We start from the raw sequence: 22,455 nt of genomic DNA, 5'->3' as shown, positions 1-22,455 counted from the left end.
CACACCCAACCACCCCCCCCCCCCCCCCCCCCCCCCCCCCCCTCCCCTCTTTTTTTTTTTTTTGTGGGCCGCCCCCCCCCCCCCCGCGCGCCCCCCCCCCCCCCCCCCCCCCCCCCCCCCCCCCCCCCACCGGTCCTGCTCGCACTCTTAACCGTTGAAGCCCTCGTGCTCGCCGGGCTGGTCACCATGGACCTTGTCGCCGCCCTGGTCGCCGGACATGTCCGGCTTGTCGCCGTAGCCCTGGTGGCCTTCCCAGCCGACAGGCTTGCCGTGGTCTTCGTGGCCGGGCTTGCCGTGCTCGGGCTTGCCGTGGTCACCGTGCTCGGGCTTGCCGTGCTCCGGCTTGCCGTGGCCTTCCCAGCCACCCGGCTTGCCGTGGTCCCCGTGACCGGGCCTGCCGTGCTCCGGCTTGCCGTGGTGTCCGTGGCCGGGCCTGCCGTGCTCGGGCTTGCCGTGGTGTCCGTGGCCGGGCCTGCCGTGCTCGGGCTTGCCGTGGTGTCCGTGGCCGGGCCTGCCGTGCTCGGGCTTGCCGTGGTGAGGAGGTGTGACGGGGCCACCAGTGTTGCCACCGGTGACATTCCCGCCCGAGATATTTCCGGCCGTGTTCCCCGCGACGACACCTCCCGTCAGGACACCTCCCAGAACGCCGCCGTTGGTGACTCCACCTGTGGTCAGTCCACCGAGAACCCCGGCGAGCGTGCCGCTGGTGGCGCTGCCTGTGGTCCCCCCGGTGGTGGTGCCGGTTGTCGTTCCGGTGGTGGTGCCCGTTGTGGTGCCGGTTGTCGTACCGGTGGTGGTGCCGGTGGTCGTGGTCCCCCCGGTGGTGGTGCCGCACTGCGGGCGGGTGATCCTGTTGGTGTCCAGCGTCACCGAACCATTACGGGCCAGCGCCCGGCCTTCGATGCTCGCGTTCGTGGTCACCGAGATGGAGGTCAGGGCCATGATGGTGCCCACGAAAGTGGTGCCGGTGCCCAGCGTGGCCGAACTGCCGATCTGCCAGAACACATTGCACGGCGAAGCGCCGTTGATCAGGAGCACTCGGCTGGCGGACGCCGTGGTCAGACCCGAACCGACCTGGAACACCCAGACGGCGTTGGGGTCGCCCTGGGCGTCCAGGGTGAGGGTGCCGGTGAGCCCGAGCGTCGACGAGGAGGTGTAGACGCCCGGAACGAGGGTCAGACCACCGGCGTCCGGGGGAAGGGCGCCGTTCGTGGCCTGTCCGGCGGCGTTGTTGTACGCCGCGACCAGGTCCGTCTGGGCCTGAAGGGCAACCGCGTCCGCGGAGTGCTGAACCCCGTTCACCAGACCCGGAGGGAACCCGCTGATCGCCGTTCCCGGACTCACGCCGAGGTCTCCGGTGATCACCGAAGGACCGGTGTTGGTGACGGACTGACCGGCCAGAACCGCGAAACTTGTCGCCGTACCCAGAGGCACAGGTGTGGCGAGGGCAACCGCCTGCGTCGACGTAGCGGCGATCACAGTGGCGGTGAGCACCAAAGTGAGCACCGACGAGGCCCAGGTCGACATCGTGCGTCTTAGCGTCACGACAGGAAAATCAAGCGTCATCGAGAGACCAACTCCTGAGTGGGACGGTGGCATAGCGGGCACTTCCCGGATTGCACAGACCGTCTTTTTCTGTCGTTGGGATATAACACTAAAAAGTGCGCAGTGATGGGGCGCAAACGGGTGATCTACGGAAATTCGCTATTCAGCCTCGGGTCGAGGAAATCGTTGGTGGGCGTGGCGTGGGGCAGATGGGTGCATGGCATGCGAGAGCGGATGGATCGGGATCCCCGCCACGTGAACCGGGAAGAGGCGTTTCTTCTTCCGGGAATTGGCCTCGGGGCCGTGATCGCGCGACAAGTGGTTCTGCCGCTGTGGACCGGCCCGCCCACCGACTCGGGGCTTGCGCCTGAGGTCAAAAGGTGACGGCAACCGTCACGGCAACGACGGCGCACTGCCACACGGCCATGGATGCGCTGGCCCCGGCGGCGGCCGTCAACTCACAACGAGTCGCCGGCCACCTGAGGGAGTTCTACGAGCAGTTGGAACCCTTCCGTCGGGACCGGCCGCGGTGGCGTTCGAGGCCCGGCTCCGGGAAGTGCTGCACGCCAGGTCAGCGGATCGCCTCGTCCATAAGCAGGTACAGCAGCCCGATCAGGGAGCCGCTGCTGACGATCTCGCGACGGTCGATCATGCCCCGCACGTCGGCCAGCGGGATCCACTCGATGCGATCCGACTCGTTCTTCTCGGTCGGCGGTCCCTCGTACGTCGCTCCGTCGGCCCGGAAGACGTGGTGCTGGGAGTCGGTGATGCCGTTGGCCGGCTCGGCATAGATCAGCGACTTGATAGGACCGGGCCGCCAGCCAGTCTCCTCCAGCACCTCACGGGCAGCAGCTTCAGCTGGCGTCTCGCCCTCCTCGACCAAGCCCATGGGCAGTTCCCACGCCCAGGCATTCGTGATGAAGCGGTGTCGCCACATCATCAGAACCTCGCGCCGTTCGTTGACCACGGCGGCCACGGCCAGGTGCCGGAGCTTGACTACGTGGTGCTCCCAGCGGTTCCCATCCGGCGTCTCGACGTCGGTGAGCCATAGGTTCACCCAGCTGTTCTCGTAGATCGGACGTTCCCCGTGGATCTTCCACTGCATCGCTGTGGCCCCTCTCAATCGGCCTCCAGCATTGCAGAACGAACCTCGAAGGCAGCAGAGTTCGGCGACTTAGCGTCGATCTGACCAATAGAGGCGGTACCTGTCCTCCGCAACGCTCTTCGGGTTGTCAGGTGGCGGGCAGGTGGTAGTTGAGGATGCAGGCGTCGGCGGCCATGACGGTGTCGCATATCTCCACTGCGCGGCCCTTGGTGTCGAACGCGGTACGGATCAGATGGATCACCGGTACGCCGGAGGCGAGTTGGAGCGTCTTGACCTCTTGCGGTGTAGGCATCCGGGCGCGGATTTCCTCGTCGAAGTGGTCGAGTTGGTGGCCGAGTTCTTCGAGGCGGGCGTAGATGCCGCCGGGGCCGGGGTTGGGTTGGGCGATGGGGGTGTTACGGGCGTGGAGATGGACCCGCGACATCCTCAGGGGCCACCCCAGCGCCGACGACGTGGTCCTGATCGTCAGCGAACTGGGCACGAACGCGCTCCTCTACACCGCCAGCGGCACCGAGACCGGCGTCTTCCACGTCGGGCTCGCCCTCTCCGAGCACGTCATTGCTGTCTCGGTCACGGACGCCGGGCGCAGCGACACCGCCCCGAAGGTCACGCACGCAGTTGAGGACGCTCTGCGCGGCCGGGGCCTGGACATGGTCAGCACGCTCGCCCACACCGTCACCATCTACGGCAACGACCAAGGCCACACCATCACCGCATCTGTCGCCTCGAAGCCAACAGATGGCCGTGGCGGATCATCGAGGCGCTCGCTGCCGTGGCTGCTGCGTTCGCCGCCGCCTGGTAACTCGGCAACCCCTGAGCGCAGTACGCCCCCGCGCCCGGCTACGAGCCGGGCGCGGGGGCGCTTTTCATTGTTTTGGGTTGGTGTGCTCTAGACCGCCTGAATTTTCGCGTAGTCAGCGAAGGCATGCCAGCTGGCGGGGCTGATGTCCATGATGGCCCCTTCGCGACGCTTGCTGTCGCGGACTCTGATGACCCTGGGGTCGTTGTCGGCGACTTCAACGCAGTTCTCGGTGCTGGTATAGGAGCTTGTGTGCTAGTTCGGTGTTTCCGACATGGGTCGTCTCCCCGGTGGGTTGTTAGCGCCGGTCGTGGTGCTGAATAGCCTGCGCGATGAGTGCCCTGGCCCTCTCGCCGTAGACAGCCGAGCGCTTCAAGAGCTTGAACGCCTTCGCGTATAGAGCGATCTCCCGGGGTTGCGTCACCGAGAGCTCGGCGGAGTAGGTCTCCACGAGAACGAGCTTGTCGTCGAACATGGAGAAGGAGTTGCCGGGCCAGATGTGCATCGGCGCCGCCTTCGGAATCAGGCCGAGACTCAGTCTCGGCAGTCCCATGATCGCGAGAAGGCGATCCAACTGCGCGACCATCACGTCCGGCCCGCCGAAGTTGCTGTAGATAGCTTGCTCGGCGAGCAACACGTTGAAGATGCGGTCGCCTTGGTGCAGGTACTTCTGCCTCTCCAGCCGTTTCGCGACCGCAGCTTCCATGTCATCTGGAATGCCGTAGTACTCGATCACCTGCCTGAAGGTCTCCGTTGCGTACTCCGCCGTCTGGAGAGACCCCCAAATCAGCGTTGGATGCCAGATGCGAAATACCTTTGTCTTGGAGTAGACCGGCAGCGCCTTCTGCTGTCTCGGTGCTGCACCGGTGGCCAGCTGCCGGCGCCACTCCAGCCACAGTTCCTCGATGTGTCGGGCTGTGGCGATGAGATCGCCAACGTGCTCCTGGGTATCGGTAAGGGCACACCAAAGGCGAATGTCGTCCTCGCTGGCGTTCTGCCGGCCGTTCTCGATCCGAGAGACCTTGGACTCTGCCCAACCTGTCGCCTGGGCGAATGCCCGGCCACTTGAGAACTCCGCGTCCTTGCGGAAGCCCCGTAGCCGGGCACCCAACGCCTCTCGCTGTGACTGTGCTTCAGTGCTCACGGATAGTTCAGGGCTTGTACTCGGGGTGTGGGGTAGCAATGGTCCAGAGGAGATCTCGCACGCGTATGCACTCCGCCACAGTCTCCGGATCCTCGATCAGCTCGGAGCCGAGGACCCGGCCGTCCGGGGCGAAGTGGCCTACGGCGAGGAGACGGTCATCGAAGAGCCACCAGTCGTTGCCGGCCGCGGGGAAGGCGACGCCTTCTGGCAACTGGTGCCGTGGCATCCACCGGATGTCCTCTCCGGCCTCCAAATTGAGCCGGGTCAACGAGTGTTCCCACCTGACGTACTGGGAGTGTGGCTCCGTGATGACGCGTACCCGGCGCACCGATTTGCCCTCACTGGTGGCGCGCTTTATGAGCGTCATCCACGGATCCAGCCAGGCGTAGTCGTCGGACTCGCCTCGCTGCCAGCGGGCATAGGGCGTGTCCTCGACAGGGGAGCCGTAGTCGTCCCGTAGCTCCAGGTGGAAGGCATCCCGTTCGAAGCTGTTGAACAGCTCGTCACGCTGCGCGCTGGTGATCAGGTCCACTGTTCTCCTCCAGCAGGGCCGTGATCGAGGACTTCGGCACCTCGATGCAGGTCTCATAATCGGGCATTCGCATCTGACTCAGGGCTTCGACGTCGTGCATCTGCGGGCCCTGAACGATGCATGTTCCCTGGTCGGTGAGAAGCATGATCGGGGCCGCGAAGCTTTTGATCTCGCCGGACGGCAGGCCGTCCTTTCTCAGGTGCTCGAAGAGCTCAGTGGGCACCTCAACGACCGTGTGTCCTTCGGGGACTTCGAGCCGCATCAACAGGTCGTTCGCGTAGACCTTCCAGCCCTGGACGACGTAGCTGTCCTGGTCGCTGGCGTACAGGGCGGGGGTGGAGTTCTTACCAAGGAACCGTAGCTTCATGGCTGCTCTCCCGTCCGCTGCCTTGCGCGAGTTTGCGCGATATTCCGATGCTCGGCGAGGTATGCGACCTGGTCAACGCATCTGCTGCAAACTCGCACAATCTGCTTGAGAGTTGGCCGACTCCGGTCCTACGTTCGTGTCAGAACTCACCGGCATAGCGCGAGGGGAAGCCACGAGCGTCACACCCTCACAGCCCAGACCAGGTGCTCTGTCTGGGCCGGACACCATCCAGGTCTACAGGGTGACGCGAGATGGCCAGGTCTATGACGCGCGGAGTAGCTGAACGCCCTCCGGAGGCTGGGGAGGGGGCTGACCCGCTCGAAGCGGTGCCAGTGCACGACGGCCCGGAGAACGAATCTCCGCACGTTCAACGCACCAGGAGGACCATCCCATGAGTTCCCTCTACAGCCTCCCGATCGAGGGCGCAGCGTTCCAGAACTTCTGCGGCGGCAACCTTGGAGGCGAGCACGAATCGTGCGTCGAGCTTGGCACGATCCCCGGCGCGGCCTCCGCCTTCGCCCTTCGCGACAACAAGCCCGAGGGTGCCGGCATCGAGCTGCGCTTCACCGAGGAAGAGCTGAACGACTTCGTCCGCGGCTACGCCAAGATGCCCTCGCCACGGCCGGCGCCGGCTGGCGCGACGTCATCGCCGTGAACTCGTACCACGTCCCCAGTGCCGCGGACTCCATCGGCGAGGCCCACAACCGGGTCATGGTGGAGCAGTTCCGCCGACGCATGGGCGACCGCGCGCCCATCTGGACGCAGGTCGGGGTGCCGGCTCTCGGCGCCCCGGGAATGCGCGTCGAGATCCGCGTCACCGCCGTTGTCGGCCACGGCGGTTGACCGGCGAGTCGCGGGCCGCACCCGTTGTGGGCCGCGGTGTGGTCACCGGTCGCGTCGGCAGCGATCCCAACGAAAGGGCCCAGGTCGCCTGTTGGGCCGGCCGTAAGCGCACCGCCGGCTAGACCTCCGCGGGTACGAGTGCCACCGCGGCACCGGTCGCATCCCACTCGACCTTCTGAATCTCGTTCACCGCGCCGCGGTTGAGGGGGCCGTACACATGCGGGAACCGTGTGTCGTCCGCGACCCCGGGCGGCGCCTTCTCGGCCTGCTGCCAGACCAGCCGCGGCTCCAGCGCATCCTCGCCTATGAGCAGCGCCAGCAGGGGACGGGCCGTGTCGCGGTAGAACGCGTTGGCGATGGCCAGGGTGACCGGCTCGTCCGGGGAGCAGTGGATGAAACCGTCGGTGGCGAGCGACGCGGGTGCGTACGGCTGGTCCGGCGCGCGTCGCCAGTCGTCGAGGGGAAGCAGATGGAAGATCATGCGCTCAGTCGTACCCGACGCCCGCCCGGCAAACGCTCGCCCGTCGGCACACAGGGGGTCGTAGGGGTACTAGGGGGCGAGCCCGGCAGGATCCACACGAGAGGCGCTCGGCCGGACAGGGCCTGGGCCGTGTTTCAGGTAGCGGGTGAGTCCTGGGCGGAGAGTTCTTCGGCCAGTTCCATATAGCGCAGGCGGGCTGGGGAGAAGTCGTAGGGCATCTTGCCGATGGCTTCGAACGCGCTCATGGAGTCGGCCTCCCGCCTGCCAGAGCCGAGGTCGGCCTCGTCATCGGCGGTAGCAGGGTGCAGAGTGTCCCAGGCGTCGAAGAGGGCATCGTCGTCCTTCCCCAGGCCGGACTCCTCGATGACGGCCTGCAGGGCGCTTTCGAAGGCGTGCCGCTCGACGGCCACTTGAGCCACCCGTGGATCATCGACGGCGACGCTGTCGTCGAGTGCCTCCTCGGCGTCATCGATGCGGTCGGAGTCCTCCCGCAGGGTGGGATGCGTGGCCAGGACGATGAAGCGGGTGGCCTGGACGGCCGCGCCGAGCGGGCCGAAGATCCGCTCGGTCACCAGCAGACTGTCCAGGTCCGCCTGACGCAGAGAGCCCTCGGGCAGGCTCTTGAGGCGGTCGGTGACAAAGTCGGAGAGCAGGCCCATCCGGCTGCCTTCGGCGCGCATCCGCCGCACGGCGGTCCGTTGCCGCCGCAATTCCGCCTCCTGCTCGGCGAGGGTTTCCTCCAACCGCTCCAGGATGCCCGCGATACCTACTGCGCTGTCCGCACCGGCGGAAGCCGTGCCGGTGGTAAAGGCGTCACGGATGTCGTCCAGGGCGATCCCGGCGTCGGCCATCTTGCGAATCCACAGCAGGCGGATCATGTCCTCGTACCCGTAGCGGCGGCGGTCATCGCCGCCCCGCTCAGGCTCGGGGAGCAGGCCGATCTCGTGGTAATGGCGAATCGCCCGTGGCGTGCTGCCGGCGAAGGCCGCCGCGTCACCGATCTTGACCTGGCGGGGTGGCATGAAAGACGAATGCATGAGCAGGGACCTTTCCTCAAGGGACCGGGACGTAAGTCCACCGGACCACATGCCGCTACGGAAGGTGCAACCCCATACCTCCCAGAAGATCAGCCCGGCCGCGTCAGTCCTCGCCTGCGACAACGTCGGCAGCCGGGCCCACACTCACCGACTCCGCCATCTCCGGATCATCACCGTGCAGGGCGCGCACAGGAATCCGAACCTAATACAGGTCCTAGTTGAGCGCACGGCGCAGCGTTCGGAGCACGTCGACCTCCGGGAACGCCTGGGGGATTTCCTGGGCGGCTCGCTCGATGAGCAGTTGCAGTACCCCCGGCGCCGCGCCGTGCATCACGCCGTGCAAGTACGCGTCCAACTCGGCCGCGCTGTCCGGCAGTTCCAGCTCCACCGTGAACGGCGTGCCGTCGCTCTTGTACCGGCCCGGCGGAAGCCCGACCTTCTCCGGGTGTACGCACACGGGCACGCCGGCGGCTGTGTACCGGTAGCCGTCAGCGGGGTCGAACGGGCAGTCGCGCGAAGGGCGCTCGATCACGTCGAACTCACCGAGCGGTAAGCGACGCGATGGGCAGATTCCGCACGACGGGTGCTGGCCACCGCCGACAAAAGCCTCAGTCATGGCCCGCAGCGTAGCGCCGACGGGACGGGCCGCCACGCGCCGGACTTCGCTGTCCGGTGGCGTCGGGCGGCCGTGGAGGAACAGCCTTCTGGCCTGCGTCGATCAGTTCGGCGACGTCCCGCTCCGGCCGGGGTCGTGCCGGTTCGTGCCGGGGCGGCTGTCCCGGACCGTGTTCGCGTGCTCAGCGGGGGAGGCGTTCGGGCGGTGCCTCAGGCCGACAGGTTGCCCTTGAAGCGCTGCGGCGGGGGTATGTGCGGGACGACGACGATCTGGTACTCGTCCTCGTAGACGATCCTCCCCGGGTCCGTCGACTGCACCATGCGGCATTCGATGCCGTGGGCGGTGAGGATGTCCAGGTAGCCGTCCACCCGCTTGATCAGGTCCTCGGCCGACGACCTGAACCAGGCGACCGCTCCCGGGTGCAGTTCGGGGTCGTAGACGGCGGGGTCGGCGGTGGACGGGTTGGGGTAGTTCGCGTCGTACCAGTCGTTGTTGGACCGCCAGAAGTGCCACTGTTCGTCGCTCAGGACACCCTTCCGGGCCAGACCGTTGGCCAGGGCGAAGACGCCCGGGAAGTGGCCGCGCGGGCTGCGTTCCGTGCCCTGGAACCGTACGTATGTCGTCTCCACTGCCTCAAGCCTCCGTGTCGGTCCGCCGTCTCCGCCCCTGCTCCCGCTGTCATCCTGCCAGTCGATCGAACGGAGTTGGCGGCGGTTCGCGAGTTGGGGAAGAGCCCGGAGCCATGACCGGACGGACGCTCGGTGGGGCGTACTCGCCCCCGGCCGGGCGGGGTGATGAGGGATTCTGGTGTGGGGGTACGGGACTGTGGGGGTACGGGACTGGGGAGTGGCGGTATGCGGATGGGCTGGCAGTGTTCCGGGCTCCGGTGGCCGGACGGGGCTCCCGTGCTGGCGTGGTGCAGGTCCCCGGGCCGGGACGGCGGGCCCTCGGGCCGGAACAGCGGGCCCTCGGGCCGGAACAGCGGGCCTTCGGGCCGGGAACGGCGCGACAGTCCGTTGGCGTACGGGCGTGACCTGGGGTTCCGGGCCGTCGGGGCCCGTCGGTGTGCCGGGGCACGGGGGAACGCGTGTCCCGTCGCCGCGCCCATCGCCGGGCGGAGTACGGGCGGACAGTGTCCCGAGTGCGCGCGGCTGGACCGGGCGCATTCCGTGGCCGCCGATACCGTCGCGGACGATCCGCGCACCTACCGCGTCTATCTCGCGTGGTTCGGCCCCGGGATGGTGAAGGTCGGGATCACCGCCGAGGAGCGCGGGCCGGCGCGGCTGCTGGAACAGGGCGCCGTGGCGTTCAGCTGGCTCGGGCGCGGGCCGCTGATGGCCGCGCGGCGGACGGAGGAGTTGTTGCGTGCGGCGCTGGGGGTGCCGGACCGTATCCCGTACGCGGCGAAACGGGCCGTACGGTCGGCGCTGCCGGTACGGGCTGAACGGGCCGTCGAGATCGAGCGGTTGCACGCACAGGCCGTCGCGCTGGACGGGTGGCCGGAGTCGCTGGAGCGGGTGGGGTTCGTGGGGTTCGATCATGTGGAGCTGTTCGGGCTGGACGGAGCCGGGGCGGCGCCCGCCACGGGCGTCGTGACCGAACTGGCCGACGGTGGAGTCGTCTCCGGGCGGCTGGTCGCCGCCGCCGGACCCGATCTCCATCTCGCCACGGCCGACGGCGGACTGGTCGTCCTGGACACCCGGCTCATGCGCGGGTGGGAGCTGGTGGGAGCGGACATGAACGGTGCGGGGCCGGCCGGGGGCGGCGGCGCGGTCACGGTGCCTGTACGGGATGTGTCCGGCGGCGGCGTACAGGACGGGCTCTTCTGATCTGAGAGGAGCGTCCTTGGCCGCGACGTTGGTCGCATCGTTGGGACATATGCGAGATGCACGGAACCGGCTTGACCCTCACGTTGCGTGAGGCCGGAGTGTGAGGTGCATGAGCGACTACTACAACGCGTTCGAGATGAGTCCCGTGCCGGATCCCGGACCGGACGCGGTTCCGCCGGAGCCGTTCCGTGGCATCTATGGAATGCCCGCGTTCGTGACGATCCCCACGAGCGACGTGGCGGCGTCGGTCGACTTCTGGACTCGTGGGCTCGGGTTCTTCGAGCTGTTCAGCAGCCCCGGCAGGGTTGTGCATCTGCGCCGGTGGGCGTTCCAGGACGTACTCCTCGTCCCGGCGGCGAGCGTTCAGGAGCAGACACCGGCGATGAGCTTCAGTTTCGCGTGCGTGCTCAGCCAGGTCGATTCCCTTGTCGAGGCCTGTCGTGCGCTGCGCCCGGACTCGGTCGACGGTCCACGGGACACTCCTTGGAACACCCGCGATGTGGCGGTGACCACCCCCGAGAACGCGCGGATCGTTTTCACCGCGGCGAAGCCCTTTGATCCGGCCAGTCAGGAAGCGCGGAACCTTGAAGCCATGGGGATCACCCCACCGGGCGTCGATCGCGGCGACAATGAGGAGCATGCCTGATGCCAGTGACGCCGATGGCCTGACCGTCGGTCAGGTTTCGACGCGTCTTGGCGTGACGGTCCGCGCGCTGCACCACTGGGACGAGATCGGTCTGGCGCGACCGTCGCTGCGCACGGCCGCCGGATACCGGCTCTACACCGCTGGTGATCTGGAACGCCTGCACCGCATCGTCGTCTACCGTGAGATCGGGCTCGGCCTGGACAGGATTCGGGACGTCTTGGACGGCTCGACCGCAGACGTGCCCGGCGCATTGCGCGCGCAGCGCACCCAGGTTGCTGAACGGATCGACCGTCTCCAGCAGCTCGGCGCCGGACTGGACCGGATGATCGACGCCCACGAGCGCGGCTTGCTGCTGACCGTCGAGCAGCAGGCCGCGGTCTTCGGCCCCCGGTGGAACCCGGACTGGCCCGCCCAAGCCCGTCAGCGCTACGGAGAGACGACGCAATGGCTGCAGTACGCCGAACGCTCGGCCTCTCGCGGTCCGGAGGAATGGCAGGCCGTCACCGACGCCATGGGCGGCCTTGACCGCGCCCTCGGGGATGCGATGGACGCCGGCGTCACACCTGGTAGCCCAGAAGCGGATCACCTCGTCGAGTGGCACCGCGAAGTCTTTGCCTCGTACTTTCCCCTCACCAGGCAGATGCAGGTCTGTCTCGGCCGGATGTTTGAGGCCGATCCGGCATTTGCCGCCCACTACGACGGCATCCGCGCCGGCCTTGCCACGTGGTTCCGTCGGATCATCGACGCCGGCGCGCGCGCCCACGGCATCGACCCCGACACCGTGACCTGGGAGTAGAGCGCCGGGCCGGACGCTCTTTTCCCTGGACGAGTCATTCTGTCGACGGCAGGGTTCGGGTCCCTGGGCGCCGCCCCAAGGCTTTCTCAGGTAATTCACAGGAAGGGGAAAGGTCGCTCTCAGAGCTGCTCACCAAGGTGAGCAGCATGACCCTCACCTCGCCCCGCGGGCGCACCGAAATGCTCAGGCCGGACGGGAGCCCTGTCCGGGTGCTCGTCGTCGATGACGAGGCTTCGCTGACGGAGTTGCTGTCCATGGCTCTGCGCTACGAGGGCTGGGAGGTGCGCAGCGCGGGTGACGGCGCGGGCGCGATGCGTTCGGCGCGGGAGTTCCGGCCCGACGCGGTCGTACTGGACGTGATGCTGCCCGACATGGACGGGCTGGCGGTGCTGGGCCGGCTGCGGCGCGATCTGCCGCAGGTGCCGGTGCTCTTCCTCACCGCGAAGGACGCCGTCGAGGACCGGATCGCCGGGCTGACCGCGGGCGGTGACGACTATGTCACCAAGCCGTTCAGCCTGGAGGAGGTCGTGGCCCGGCTTCGCGGGCTGATACGGCGGTCGGGCGCGGCGGCCGTCCGCAGCGAGTCGCTGCTGGTCGTCGGGGACCTGACACTCGACGAGGACAGCCACGACGTCACCCGTGACGGGCACTCGATCCATCTGACGGCGACCGAGTTCGAGCTGCTGCGCTATCTGATGCGCAACCCGCGCCGGGTGCTGAGCAAGGCGCAGATCCTCGACCGGGTGTGGTCGTACGACTTCGGCGGCCAGGCCAACGTCGTCGAGCTCTACATCTCCTATCTGCGACGCAAGATCGACGCGGGGCGCGCGCCGATGATCCACACCCGGCGTGGGGCCGGGTACCTGATCAAACCGGGTGAGCCGGCCGACACCTCGCGATGAGACGCACCACGATGAAGCATGTGGCGGGGCGGCGCTGGTCGCTGCGGACCCGGCTGGTGGTGTCGGCAGTCGTGCTGATCGCCGTGGTGGGGACGGTGATCGGGGCGGTCACGACCATCGCGTTCCGCTCCTATCTGTACGACCAGCTGGACACGCAGGTGAGCGACATAGCCAAGCGGGCCGGCGGGCCGCCGCAGGGCAGCCGGGACGGGGTGGGGCCCGGTGGCGGCATGCCGGAGGGCAAGGACCCGCTGAGGATCGTCACGAGCGGTGGCACGCCTCTCGGTACGGTCGGTGCGGAGGTGTCGGACGACGGCAGTGTCGGCCGAGGCCTCATCAGCACCAGGAAGATCGAGGACTCCGTGACGGATGTCGCGGAAACACCGCTCAGCAAGGCGCAGACAGCCGCGCTCGCCACCGTCCCACGTGACACCAACCCGCACACCGTCAGGCTCCCCGGCAACGACAACACCGATTACCGGGTCACCTACATCTCCGGCACGAATGGCGACTTCCTCGTCGGCGTGCCCCTCACCGAGGTGCAGAACAACCTCAACACCCTGGTGATCGTGGAAGTCTGCGTCACCCTCGCCGGGGTGGTCGCCGCCGGGATCGCCGGCGGCGCCCTCGTCGGGGTCGCGCTGCGTCCGCTCAGGCGCGTCGCGCACACCGCCACCCGGGTCTCCGAACTTCCTCTGCACACCGGTGAGGTGGCCCCTCTCGAACGGGTCCCGGCCGCCGAGGCCGACTCCCGCACCGAGATCGGACAGGTCGGCGCCGCACTCAACCGGATGCTCGGGCATGTCGGCTCCGCCCTCGCGTCCCGGCAGGAGAGCGAGACGCGGGTACGGCAGTTCGTCGCCGACGCCGGCCATGAACTCCGTACGCCACTGGCCTCGATCCGGGGGTACGCCGAACTGACCCGGCGCGGCCGTGAGGAGACCGGCCCCGACACCCGGCACGCGCTCGGACGCATCGAGGCCGAGGCGGAACGGATGACCGGCCTGGTCGAGGACTTGCTGCTGCTGGCACGTCTGGACGCCGGACGCCCGCTCTCGTACGAGAGCACTGATCTCTCCCCCCTGGTCGTGGACGCGGTGAGCGATGCCCATGCCGCAGGCCAGAGCCACCACTGGCGCCTCGAACTCCCCGAGCCCGACCAGCCCCCGGCCGTCGTGTACGGAGACGGTTCCCGCCTTCACCAGGTGCTCGTCAACCTGCTCGGCAACGCGCGGACGCACACCCCGCCCGGCACGACCGTCACCGCACGCGTCCGCCGAAGCGACGGCGGTGTGAGGGACGGCGGCGTGAGGGACGGCTGGTCGTCGAACGGTCCGGCTTCCGTCGGTCTGCCCTCGGTCGGTCTGCCCTCCGTCGGACTGCCCTCCGTCGGACTGCCCTCCGTCGTCCTCGAAGTGCAGGACGACGGTCCCGGTATTCCTCCCGCGCTCCTCCCTCATGTCTTCGAACGCTTCGCGCGCGGCGACGCGTCACGCTCCCGCGCGGCCGGCTCCACGGGCCTCGGCCTCGCCATCGTCCAGGCGGTCGTCACCGCGCACGGCGGGACCGTGGACGTCCAGAGCGTGCCCGGCCGGACCGTGTTCTCCGTACGTCTCCCGATCCCGCCCGAGCAGCACCAGCACCAGCTGGCATCGGGTCCCGACTCACAGACAGGACACAGCGTCACCACACGGCCGTGACAGCGCCCCTGGCGAGTGTTGGGCCATGCGAACCGACACCCCTTGGGGCACTCTCCCGGCCCGGGAGCACCTCCCGGTCGAGGTGACCGACGCCCCCGTGCTTGACGTGATCATTCCCGTCTACAACGAGGAGCAGGACCTCGAACCCTGTGTGCGGCGCCTGCACGACCACCTCGCCCGCACCTTCCCGTACAGCTTCCGCATCACGGTCGCGGACAACGCGAGCACCGACCGCACCCCCGAGGTGGCGGCGTGGCTCGACGCGACGATTCCCGAGGTGCGGGCGTACCGCCTGGAGCAGAAGGGCCGGGGCCGGGCGCTCCGAACCGTCTGGTCGCATTCCGATTCACCCGTCCTCGCCTATATGGACGTCGACCTGTCCACCGACCTCAACGCGCTGCTGCCGCTGGTCGCCCCACTGATCTCCGGGCACTCCGATCTGGCGATCGGCTCCAGGCTGGCCCGCTCGTCGCGGGTGGTGCGTGGTCCCAAGCGCGAGTTCATCTCGCGGGCGTACAACTTGATCCTCAAGTCCTCTCTCTCCGCGCGCTTCAGTGACGCGCAGTGCGGTTTCAAGGCCATACGGGGCGATGTCGCCCAGCGGCTGCTGCCGATGGTCGAGGACACCGGGTGGTTCTTCGACACCGAGATGCTGGTGCTCGCCGAGCGTGCCGGACTGCGGATCCATGAGGTGCCGGTGGACTGGGTCGATGACCCCAACAGCACGGTGCACATCGTGAAGACGGCAGCCGAGGATCTCAAGGGCGTCTGGCGGGTGGGGCGGGCACTTGCGGTGGGCGCGCTGCCTTTGGACCGGCTGTCGAGGCCCTTCGGTGATGACCCGAGGGACCGCCGGATCGGTGGGGTGCCTGGCGGTCTCGCCCGGCAACTGGTCGGCTTCTGTGTCGTGGGCGCCCTGTCCACGCTCTTCTATCTTCTCCTCTACTCCCTCTTCCGAACCACCGCGAGTCCACAACTCGCCAATGCCGCCGCCCTGCTGGTCTCCGCGATCGCCAACACCGCCGCCAACCGGAGGCTCACCTTCGGGGTACGGGGCCGGGAGAACGCCGTACGACACCAGGCCCAGGGCCTGGTCGTCTTCGCGATCGGCCTCGCGCTGACCAGCGGTTCGCTGGCGGCGCTGGACGTGGCCTCCGGGACGCCCTCCCACTCCACCGAGCTGGCCGTGCTCATCGCCGCCAATCTCGCGGCGACGGTCCTGCGGTTCCTCCTGCTGCGCGCCTGGGTCTTCCCGGACTGTCGTACGGACGACTTCGCCTCCGCCCCCGCGTCCACATCCACCTCTACCTCCGTTTCCGCCCCCACTCCCGCTCCGACTCTCACCACCACTCCCATATCGGCTTCCACCCCCGAAACCGTCGTTTTCGACTCCGCAGCTCTCGACCCGAGGAACGCACGATGACCATGACCCTTCAGCCCGACGGGCCCCCGGCGGCGGCGGACGGCCCGGACCGCCTCGGCGCCGGCCGCGCCGCCCGCTTCTGGCGGGGCAGGCCCGAGGACGCCCCCTGGGTACGCCCGGCCTTCCTCGGCCTCCTCCTCGCCGCCACGGTGCTCCAGCTCTGGAATCTGAGCGCTTCCGGTTACGCCAACTCCTTCTACTCCGCCGCCGTCCAGGCGGGCAGCGAGAGCTGGAAGGCCTTCTTCTTCGGCTCCTCCGACGCCGCGAACTCCATCACCGTCGACAAGCCCCCGGCCGCGCTCTGGCCGATGGCCCTGTCCGTACGGCTCTTCGGTCTCGGTTCCTGGCAGATCCTGGTGCCCGAGGTGCTGATGGGCGTCGGTACGGTCGCGGTGCTGTACGCCGCCGTACGCCGCCGCTTCAGCGCCACCGCCGGGCTGATCGCGAGCGTGGTGCTGGTGCTGACGCCGGTCGCCTCGCTGATGTTCCGCTTCAACAATCCGGACGCGCTGCTCGCGCTGCTGATGACCGTCACCATCTACTGCGTGCTGCGCGCGCTGGAGGGTGCCCGGACCAAGTGGCTGGTGTGGGCGGGAGTAGCGGTCGGCTTCGCGTTCCTCACGAAGACGCTCCAGGCGTTCCTGATCCTGCCGCCGCTGGCGCTGGTGTACGCGGTGTGCGCGCCCACGTCCGTGAAGCGCAGGTTCGGTCAGCTGGCTCTGGCCGGTCTCGCCATGATCGTCTCCGGTGGCTGGTGGGTCGCGATCGTGGAGCTGTGGCCCGCGTCCTCGCGTCCGTACATCGGCGGTTCGCAGAACAACTCCTTCCTGGAACTCACTTTCGGCTACAACGGCCTCGGCCGGATCAACGGCAACGAGACCGGAAGCGTCGGTGGCGGTGGCGGAGGCGGCGACGCCGGTGGCGGCCCCGGCGGCGGTGGTGGTGGTGGCGGTTGGGGCGAGACCGGTATCGGCCGGATGTTCAACGAGAGCGTCGGCGGCCAGATCTCCTGGCTGCTGCCCGCCGCGCTGCTGCTTCTCGTCGCGGGTTTCGTGGTGACCCGGCGGACACCGCGTATGGACACGGCCCGTTCGGCGTTCCTGGTGTGGGGCGGCGCGCTGCTGATGACCCTGGGGGTCTTCAGCTTCATGGCCGGCATCTTCCACGAGTACTACACCGTCGCGCTGGCCCCGTACATCGCGGCCGTCGTCGGCATGGGCGTCACGATGCTGTGGGAGGAGCGTGCGTCGTTCCTGGCGTCGTCGGCGCTGGGAGTGACGGCCGCGGGTACGGCGGTCTGGGCGTACGTCCTGCTCGGCCGGACCCCGGACTATCTGCCGTGGCTGCGCTGGGCGGTGCTGGTCGGCGGCCTGGTGGCCGCGGCCGGGCTGCTCCTCGTGGGACGGTTCGGCCGGCGCCTCGCGCTGGCGGCGGCGGGTCTCGGGATCGCGGCCTCACTGGCCGCACCACTGGCGTACACGCTCACCACGGTCAACACGGGACACACGGGCTCGATCATCACGGCCGGCCCGGCCTCGGCGCGAGGCGGCCCCGGCGGCGGATTCGGCGGCGGTCGTCCCGGTGGCGGCGGTAACGGCGGCATGATGCGGCCGCCCGGCCAGCAGGGCACGGGCCAGGGCCAGGGCCAGGGGACGGGTCAGGCTCAGGGCGCGGGCGCGGGTCAGGGGATGGGCCAGCCTCCGACAGGCGGCGGCCAGATGGGCCAGCCCCCTCAGCAGAACAGCCAGAACAGTCAGAACAGTCAGAACAGTCAGAACAGCCAGAACGGCCAGAACGGCCAGAACAGCCAGAACGGCCAGAACAGCCAGAACGGCCAGAACGGCCAGAACAGCCAGAACGGGCAGCAGTCGAACGGAATGCGCGAGCGTGGCATGGGCGGCGGAGGCGGCATGAGCGGCCTCCTCAACGGCCAGACCGTCAACGCCAAGGTCGAAGCCGCTCTCAAGAAGAACGCCTCCGACTACACCTGGGCAGCCGCGGCCATCGGCTCCCAGAACGCCGCCAGCTACCAACTCGCCACCGAGAAGCCGGTCATGGCGATCGGCGGCTTCAACGGAAGCGACCCGTCACCGACTCTCGCGCAGTTCAAGCAGTACGTCGCGGACGGCAAGATCCACTACTTCCTCTCCGGCGATGACGGCGATGGCCGCGACAGGGGCAACACCTCTCTCACCACCTGGGTGAAGGCCAACTTCAAGAAGGTCACCGTGGACGGCACGACCCTCTACGACCTCACGCAGAAGGCGAGCTGATCCGGAAGGCGCGACCAGGCTCAGCCAGGCGCCCCGCCCCAGCCGGATAACTGGATATACAGCGTACGAGAACTCCTTGTACGGTGTACGGCAACGACCCCGTACCCCGTGCAAGGAGTCTCTTCATGACGGCGACGGCCGCCGAGAACCACACCGCCCCCGCACATCACCCGCAGCGCTGGCTGATCCTCGGTGTCATATGCCTCGCCCAGCTCACCGTGCTGCTCGACAACACCGTCCTCAGCGTCGCGATCCCCTCCCTCACCCGGGAACTGGACGCCTCCACCGCCGACATCCAGTGGATGATCAACGCCTACTCCCTGGTCCAGTCGGGCTTGTTGCTCTCCGCGGGCAACGCCGCCGACCGTTACGGCCGTAAGAAGCTGCTGATCGCGGGGCTCACCCTGTTCGGGATCGGCTCGCTGGCCGCCGCGTTCGCCCAGTCCAGCGGTCAGTTGATCGCCGCCCGCGCCGGGATGGGCGTCGGCGGCGCGCTGTTGATCACCACGACCCTCGCCGTCGTCGTCCAGATCTTCGACGACACCGAGCGCGTCAAGGCGATCGGTATCTGGTCGACGGTCAACTCCCTCGGATTCGCCGCCGGTCCGCTGATCGGCGGCGCGCTGCTCAACCACTACTGGTGGGGCGCGATCTTCCTGATCAACATCCCGGTCGCGGTCATCGGAGTGTTCGCCGTCGTCGCACTCGTACCGGAGTCGAAGACCAAGGAGGGCGACCGCCCCGATCTGCTCGGCGCGCTGCTCTCCACCATCGGGATGACCGCCGTCGTGTACGCGATCATCGCCGGCCCCGACCACGGCTGGACCTCGGGACCGGTCCTGCTCTCGACCGCCGTCGGGGTGACCGTCCTCGCGCTCTTCGTGTTCTGGGAGCTGCGCATCCCGTATCCGATGCTGGACATGAACTTCTTCCGCAACCAGCGCTTCATCGGCGCGGTCGGGGGCGCGATCCTGGTCGCCTTCGGCATGAGCGGCTCGCTCTTCCTGCTGACCCAGCACCTCCAGTTCGTCCTGGGGTACGGCCCGTTGGACGCGGGTCTGCGTACGGCTCCGCTCGCGGTCACCGTCATCGTCCTCAACCTCACCGGCCTCGGTGCGCGGGTGGTGCGCGGGCTCGGCACCCCGGGGACCATCGCCCTCGGAATGTCCCTGGTGTCCGCCGGGCTCGCCACGATCGCGGTGCTGGGCGCGCATGGGTACGGCGGGATGATGCTCGGCCTGATCGTGATGGGCGCGGGTGTCGCGTTCTCCATGCCGGCCATGGCCAACGCCATCATGAGCGCGATCCCGCCGGAGAAGGCGGGGGTGGGCGCTGGGATCAACGGCACGCTGGCCGAGTTCGGCAACGGTCTCGGGGTCGCCGTCCTGGGCGCCGTGCTCAACTCCCGCTTCGCCACGCTCGTACCGGCGGCCGTGGGCGCCGCCTCGCTGCCCGCCGCGCTCGCGGCGGCGGAGGGAGACGCGGAACGGACGCGGATCTCCGACGCGTTCGCGTCGAGCCTGGAGACGAGCCAGCTGGTCGGCGCGGCGGCGGTCCTGGCGGGCGGACTGATCGCCGCGCTGCTGCTGCGCCGCGCCGAACGGTCGGACCGTACGGCTCAGTCGGACCGTACGGACGAGGCAACGGCAACGGAAACGGAAACGGCCTCGGTTCCGGGCCACGCCACGGCCTCTCCTCCGGCCTCTCGCCCGGCCTCCCCCACCGGGGAGGCATAGCTTTCCCAGGTGAGGCATAGCATCGGGACCGGCCCGACTTCCGGATCCAGCCTTCCGCATCCCGGTTTCCGCATCCGGGCTTGCGGGAGGAACGGATCCAGGTGGCGGGCCGCGCTGTCACCCAGTAGCCGGGGCCGGCCACGGCCGGCCCCGGGCACGCCGCTGGAGTCCGGTCCGCCCGGCCGGAAGGAACCGAGGAGGCTCACCCATGGTGTCGGAAGCCGATAGCACCAAGCGTCCGATCCGTACCAGCGTATGGCTGGAGGGGAAGCCGGCGGCCCGTGGCCGCAGGAGCGAACGCGCCGACCCGGTCTCCGACCAGTCGCAGCCGGACTCGCAGCCACCGTCTCAGCCTCAGTCCCGGCCTCAGTCCCAGTCGACCGGCGGGCTCGACCGCGACCGCATCACCGCCGTCTCCGTACGGATGCTCGACACCGACGGCCCGGCGAAGTTCTCCATGCGTCGGCTGGCAGCCGAGCTGGGCGTGACCGCGATGTCCCTCTACTGGTACGTCGACACCAAGGACGACCTGCTGGAACTCGCCCTGGACTCGGTCTTCGGCGAGGTCCGGATCCCCGACCTGACGGACGAACACGCCGACTGGCGCGACCAGTTGCGCGAACTGGCCGTCAGCTACCGGACGGTGCTCGTCCGCCACTCCTGGGTCTCCCCGCTCGTCGGCAAGTACCTCAACATCGGCCCGCGTTCGATGGCCTTCTCAGCGGCCGTCCAGGCCGTCATGGCCAGGACCGGCCTGCGGAGGCAGGACCAGATGGGCGGGCTCGCGGCGGTCTTCCAGTTCGCGTACGGATTCGGCACGATCGAGGGCCACTTCGTACAGCGCTGCGCGGACGCGGGGCTGAGCCAGGACGAGTACTTCCAGCAGTCGATGGGCGCGGTGACCGAACAGCCGGATTTCCAGAAGTCGTTCGAGAACGCGGGCGAACTGATGGCGGCCCGTGGCGGCGACACGGTCGCGGATATGCGCGACCGCGATTTCACGTTCGCGCTCGAACTGCTCATCGCGGGCATCGAAGCGATGCGCGCCCGCGCCTGACGGCGGCCCACCGGGTTCTGTCCGGCCGGACAGAACCCGGTGACGGTTGCGGCATCAGTCCTGCGGAGCCAGCCGTGCCGGGAAGCCGCCGGTGGCGATCGGGCTCCAACGGGTGGGAGTGATACGGATGATGGACTTCCCCTGCTTCACCATCGCCGCCCGGTACTCGTCCCAGTCCGGGTGCTCGCCCGCGATGTTCCGGTAGTACTCCACCAGCGGCTCGACCGAATCCGGGCTGTCGATCACCTCGGCCGTCCCGTCGATCTGCACCCACGGGCCGTTCCAGTCGTCCGAGAGGACGATCACGCTCACCCGCTCGTCCCGCTTGGCGTTCCGTGTCTTGGCGCGCTCCGGGTACGTGGAGAGGACGATCCGGCCCGAGTCGTCCACCCCGCAGGAGAGCGGGGAGCCCTGCGGGCGGCCGTCGGAGCGGGTGGTCAGGAGGATCGCTCGGTGCCGGGGGCGTACGAACTCCAGCAGTCCGTCGAGTTCCACGGCCGTATTCGTTGCGATGTTCGGTGCCATGGTCCGCAGCCTACGACGCGCGAGCGCCACGAACAGCTCCACGCCCCGGAGCCGCCCAGGAGGCACCCCGGAGGCGCCCCGCAAGGCCCCCGTACCCCGTTGCCCACTCACCCCGCCGGCAGGCTCTCGCCCTGCACAGCCTGGATGTCCAGCTCCACCCGCAGCGTCGCCCCGATCGCCGAGATGCCCGCCTGCACCACCTGGTTGTAGTTCATGGCGAAGTCCTCGCGGTGCAGTTCGGTCGTCGCGCGGAAGGCCGCCCGTACACCGCCCCACGGGTCGGGCCCGGTGCCGAGGTAGCTCAGGTCCAGGTCCACCTCCCGTACGACACCGTGCAGCGACAGCTGCCCGTGGACCGTCCAGCGGTCCGGGCCCGCCGGGGTCAGTCCCGTACTGCTGTACGTGATCTCGGGGAAGCGCTCGACGTCCAGGAAGTCCGGGGACTTGAGGTGCTTGTCGCGCAGCGCGTTGCCCGTGTCGATGCTCGCCGCGCTGATGACCGCGTCCACCCGCGACGCCTCATGACCGCCCGCGCCCCCGGCCGACTCGGTGATCTCGATCCGCCCGCCGAACTCCGTGAACCGCCCGTGCACGCTGGAGATCCCGAGATGCTGCGCCACCGCGCTCACCGCCGAGTGCGCCGGGTCCACGCTCCAGGCGCCCGGCGGCGGCAGTTCGACGCCGCCCTGCCGGGCCAGGACCACCGTGCCGACCTCGGCCCGGCCACTCGCCGTGACCAGCGCCGTGGAAGCGGTGGGCGCGTAGCCGACGGCCGTCACGATGACCGTGTACGGCCCCGGGGCCAGCGCCACATCGGCCCGTACCACCCCGTCCGGGTCCGCCCCGGTCCGCAGTACCTGCGCGCCGGTCATATCGGTCATGGTCACGACCGCGTGCTGAACGGCCCAGCCGTCCCGTGTCCGTACCTGTCCGCGAAGTCCCATCCCGTGTCTCTCCTCGTTCTCATCAAGAACCGGGCCCCGGACGGCGGGGCGGCGGGCCGTCCCTGCCCACCGTCCCCGCCGCCGGGGCCCATTTCCGCACTGGACGCGCGCGCCGTCTCCGCTACAGGACGCCGCGCCGTCCAGGGGTCTCGAAC

Annotated in this window: 22 protein-coding genes and 3 pseudogenes; 12 read left to right on the top strand and 13 right to left on the bottom strand. The window is 68.8% G+C overall.

The annotated features are described in order from the left end of the window. Positions 1-147: 147 nt before the first annotated feature. The 3 genes and pseudogenes from ACIQD6_RS14720 to ACIQD6_RS14710 all read right to left on the bottom strand — a co-directional run. Entirely contained in the window at positions 148-1,566 is a 1,419-nt protein-coding gene (locus ACIQD6_RS14720; protein ID WP_401882028.1) for an ice-binding family protein, read from the bottom strand. A gap of 550 nt (positions 1,567-2,116) precedes the next feature. After that, the gene (locus ACIQD6_RS14715; RefSeq protein WP_401882025.1) at positions 2,117-2,650 is read right to left on the bottom strand and encodes an NUDIX hydrolase; all 534 of its coding nucleotides are present in this window, start codon (positions 2,648-2,650) and stop codon (positions 2,117-2,119) included. 127 nt (positions 2,651-2,777) lie between these two features. Beyond that, positions 2,778-3,053, bottom strand: a pseudogene (locus tag ACIQD6_RS14710) (UTRA domain-containing protein); the annotation flags it as partial. Between the two features lie 49 nt (positions 3,054-3,102). Here ACIQD6_RS14710 and ACIQD6_RS14705 point away from each other — a divergent pair. Then, entirely contained in the window at positions 3,103-3,543 is a 441-nt protein-coding gene (locus tag ACIQD6_RS14705; protein WP_401882023.1) for an ATP-binding protein, read from the top strand. On the opposite strand, the pseudogene ACIQD6_RS14700 reads toward ACIQD6_RS14705, so the two are convergent. From ACIQD6_RS14700 to ACIQD6_RS14685, 4 genes and pseudogenes are all read right to left on the bottom strand, one after another. Beyond that, positions 3,540-3,692 (bottom strand): annotated as a pseudogene (locus tag ACIQD6_RS14700) (DUF397 domain-containing protein); the annotation flags it as partial. The gene ACIQD6_RS14705 and the pseudogene ACIQD6_RS14700 overlap by 4 nt on opposite strands. A gap of 55 nt (positions 3,693-3,747) precedes the next feature. After that, positions 3,748-4,593 carry a helix-turn-helix domain-containing protein gene (locus tag ACIQD6_RS14695; protein WP_401882021.1) on the bottom strand — a complete coding sequence of 282 codons (846 nt, stop codon included), beginning with the start codon at positions 4,591-4,593 and terminating at the stop codon, positions 3,748-3,750. A gap of 7 nt (positions 4,594-4,600) precedes the next feature. Continuing rightward, positions 4,601-5,125: a DUF6879 family protein gene (locus tag ACIQD6_RS14690; RefSeq protein ID WP_401882018.1), complete on the bottom strand. Its 525-nt coding sequence runs from the start codon at positions 5,123-5,125 to the stop codon at positions 4,601-4,603. Beyond that, positions 5,097-5,492, bottom strand: coding sequence for a hypothetical protein (locus ACIQD6_RS14685; protein WP_401882015.1), 396 nt, complete (start codon positions 5,490-5,492; stop codon positions 5,097-5,099). The genes ACIQD6_RS14690 and ACIQD6_RS14685 overlap by 29 nt, the downstream gene beginning before the upstream one ends. Positions 5,493-5,883: 391 nt before the next feature. Between ACIQD6_RS14685 and ACIQD6_RS14680 the strand changes: the two genes are divergently transcribed. Then, positions 5,884-6,147 (top strand): DUF397 domain-containing protein, encoded by a 264-nt coding sequence (locus tag ACIQD6_RS14680; protein ID WP_401882013.1) that lies wholly within the window; start codon positions 5,884-5,886, stop codon positions 6,145-6,147. Beyond that, positions 6,105-6,335 (top strand): annotated as a pseudogene (locus ACIQD6_RS14675) (Rid family hydrolase); the annotation flags it as partial. The gene ACIQD6_RS14680 and the pseudogene ACIQD6_RS14675, both read left to right, overlap by 43 nt. Positions 6,336-6,453: 118 nt before the next feature. Here the strand turns inward: ACIQD6_RS14675 and ACIQD6_RS14670 are convergent. The 4 genes from ACIQD6_RS14670 to ACIQD6_RS14655 form a co-directional block, all read right to left on the bottom strand. Next, positions 6,454-6,816 carry a DUF952 domain-containing protein gene (locus ACIQD6_RS14670; protein ID WP_401882011.1) on the bottom strand — a complete coding sequence of 121 codons (363 nt, stop codon included), beginning with the start codon at positions 6,814-6,816 and terminating at the stop codon, positions 6,454-6,456. Positions 6,817-6,950: 134 nt separating this feature from the next. After that, the gene (locus ACIQD6_RS14665) at positions 6,951-7,853 is read right to left on the bottom strand and encodes a MerR family transcriptional regulator (RefSeq protein WP_401882008.1); all 903 of its coding nucleotides are present in this window, start codon (positions 7,851-7,853) and stop codon (positions 6,951-6,953) included. Positions 7,854-8,067: 214 nt separating this feature from the next. Continuing rightward, positions 8,068-8,469 (bottom strand): hypothetical protein, encoded by a 402-nt coding sequence (locus tag ACIQD6_RS14660; RefSeq protein WP_401882006.1) that lies wholly within the window; start codon positions 8,467-8,469, stop codon positions 8,068-8,070. Positions 8,470-8,678: 209 nt separating this feature from the next. Further along, entirely contained in the window at positions 8,679-9,098 is a 420-nt protein-coding gene (locus tag ACIQD6_RS14655; RefSeq protein WP_401882004.1) for a hypothetical protein, read from the bottom strand. 225 nt (positions 9,099-9,323) lie between these two features. Between ACIQD6_RS14655 and ACIQD6_RS14650 the strand changes: the two genes are divergently transcribed. The 9 genes from ACIQD6_RS14650 (at position 9,324) to ACIQD6_RS14610 (ending at position 20,831) form a co-directional block, all read left to right on the top strand. After that, a complete protein-coding gene (locus ACIQD6_RS14650; RefSeq protein ID WP_401882001.1) occupies positions 9,324-10,298 on the top strand; it encodes a DUF2797 domain-containing protein in 975 nt (324 codons plus the stop codon). A gap of 109 nt (positions 10,299-10,407) precedes the next feature. Beyond that, a complete protein-coding gene (locus tag ACIQD6_RS14645; protein WP_401881998.1) occupies positions 10,408-10,944 on the top strand; it encodes a VOC family protein in 537 nt (178 codons plus the stop codon). Then, complete coding sequence (locus ACIQD6_RS14640) at positions 10,937-11,740, top strand: MerR family transcriptional regulator (RefSeq protein ID WP_401881995.1); 804 nt, start codon at positions 10,937-10,939, stop codon at positions 11,738-11,740. The genes ACIQD6_RS14645 and ACIQD6_RS14640 overlap by 8 nt, the downstream gene beginning before the upstream one ends. A gap of 146 nt (positions 11,741-11,886) precedes the next feature. Further along, positions 11,887-12,642: a response regulator transcription factor gene (locus ACIQD6_RS14635; RefSeq protein ID WP_401881992.1), complete on the top strand. Its 756-nt coding sequence runs from the start codon at positions 11,887-11,889 to the stop codon at positions 12,640-12,642. After that, entirely contained in the window at positions 12,639-14,342 is a 1,704-nt protein-coding gene (locus ACIQD6_RS14630; RefSeq protein ID WP_401881989.1) for a sensor histidine kinase, read from the top strand. The genes ACIQD6_RS14635 and ACIQD6_RS14630 overlap by 4 nt, the downstream gene beginning before the upstream one ends. Before the next feature lie 25 nt (positions 14,343-14,367). After that, positions 14,368-15,765, top strand: coding sequence for a glycosyltransferase (locus ACIQD6_RS14625; protein WP_401881987.1), 1,398 nt, complete (start codon positions 14,368-14,370; stop codon positions 15,763-15,765). After that, positions 15,762-18,038 (top strand): ArnT family glycosyltransferase, encoded by a 2,277-nt coding sequence (locus ACIQD6_RS14620; protein WP_401881984.1) that lies wholly within the window; start codon positions 15,762-15,764, stop codon positions 18,036-18,038. The genes ACIQD6_RS14625 and ACIQD6_RS14620 overlap by 4 nt, the downstream gene beginning before the upstream one ends. A gap of 125 nt (positions 18,039-18,163) precedes the next feature. After that, positions 18,164-19,774 carry an MFS transporter gene (locus ACIQD6_RS14615; protein ID WP_401881981.1) on the top strand — a complete coding sequence of 537 codons (1,611 nt, stop codon included), beginning with the start codon at positions 18,164-18,166 and terminating at the stop codon, positions 19,772-19,774. 208 nt (positions 19,775-19,982) lie between these two features. After that, complete coding sequence (locus ACIQD6_RS14610; RefSeq protein WP_401881978.1) at positions 19,983-20,831, top strand: TetR/AcrR family transcriptional regulator; 849 nt, start codon at positions 19,983-19,985, stop codon at positions 20,829-20,831. Positions 20,832-20,885: 54 nt separating this feature from the next. Here ACIQD6_RS14610 and ACIQD6_RS14605 read toward each other — a convergent pair whose 3' ends face one another. Both ACIQD6_RS14605 and ACIQD6_RS14600 read right to left on the bottom strand, forming a co-directional pair. Then, positions 20,886-21,356 carry a PPOX class F420-dependent oxidoreductase gene (locus ACIQD6_RS14605; RefSeq protein WP_401881975.1) on the bottom strand — a complete coding sequence of 157 codons (471 nt, stop codon included), beginning with the start codon at positions 21,354-21,356 and terminating at the stop codon, positions 20,886-20,888. Between the two features lie 107 nt (positions 21,357-21,463). Then, on the bottom strand, positions 21,464-22,300 hold the full coding sequence (locus ACIQD6_RS14600) for a YceI family protein (RefSeq protein ID WP_401881973.1): 837 nt from the start codon (positions 22,298-22,300) through the stop codon (positions 21,464-21,466). Between the last annotated feature and the right edge of the window lie 155 nt (positions 22,301-22,455).

The sequence above is a fragment of the Streptomyces sp. NPDC088400 genome, from assembly GCF_044753355.1.
Taxonomy (GTDB): Bacteria; Actinomycetota; Actinomycetes; order Streptomycetales; family Streptomycetaceae; genus Streptomyces.
The sequence above is the reverse complement of the archived record's forward strand: the minus strand, read 5'-3'. Positions and strand labels throughout refer to the sequence as shown.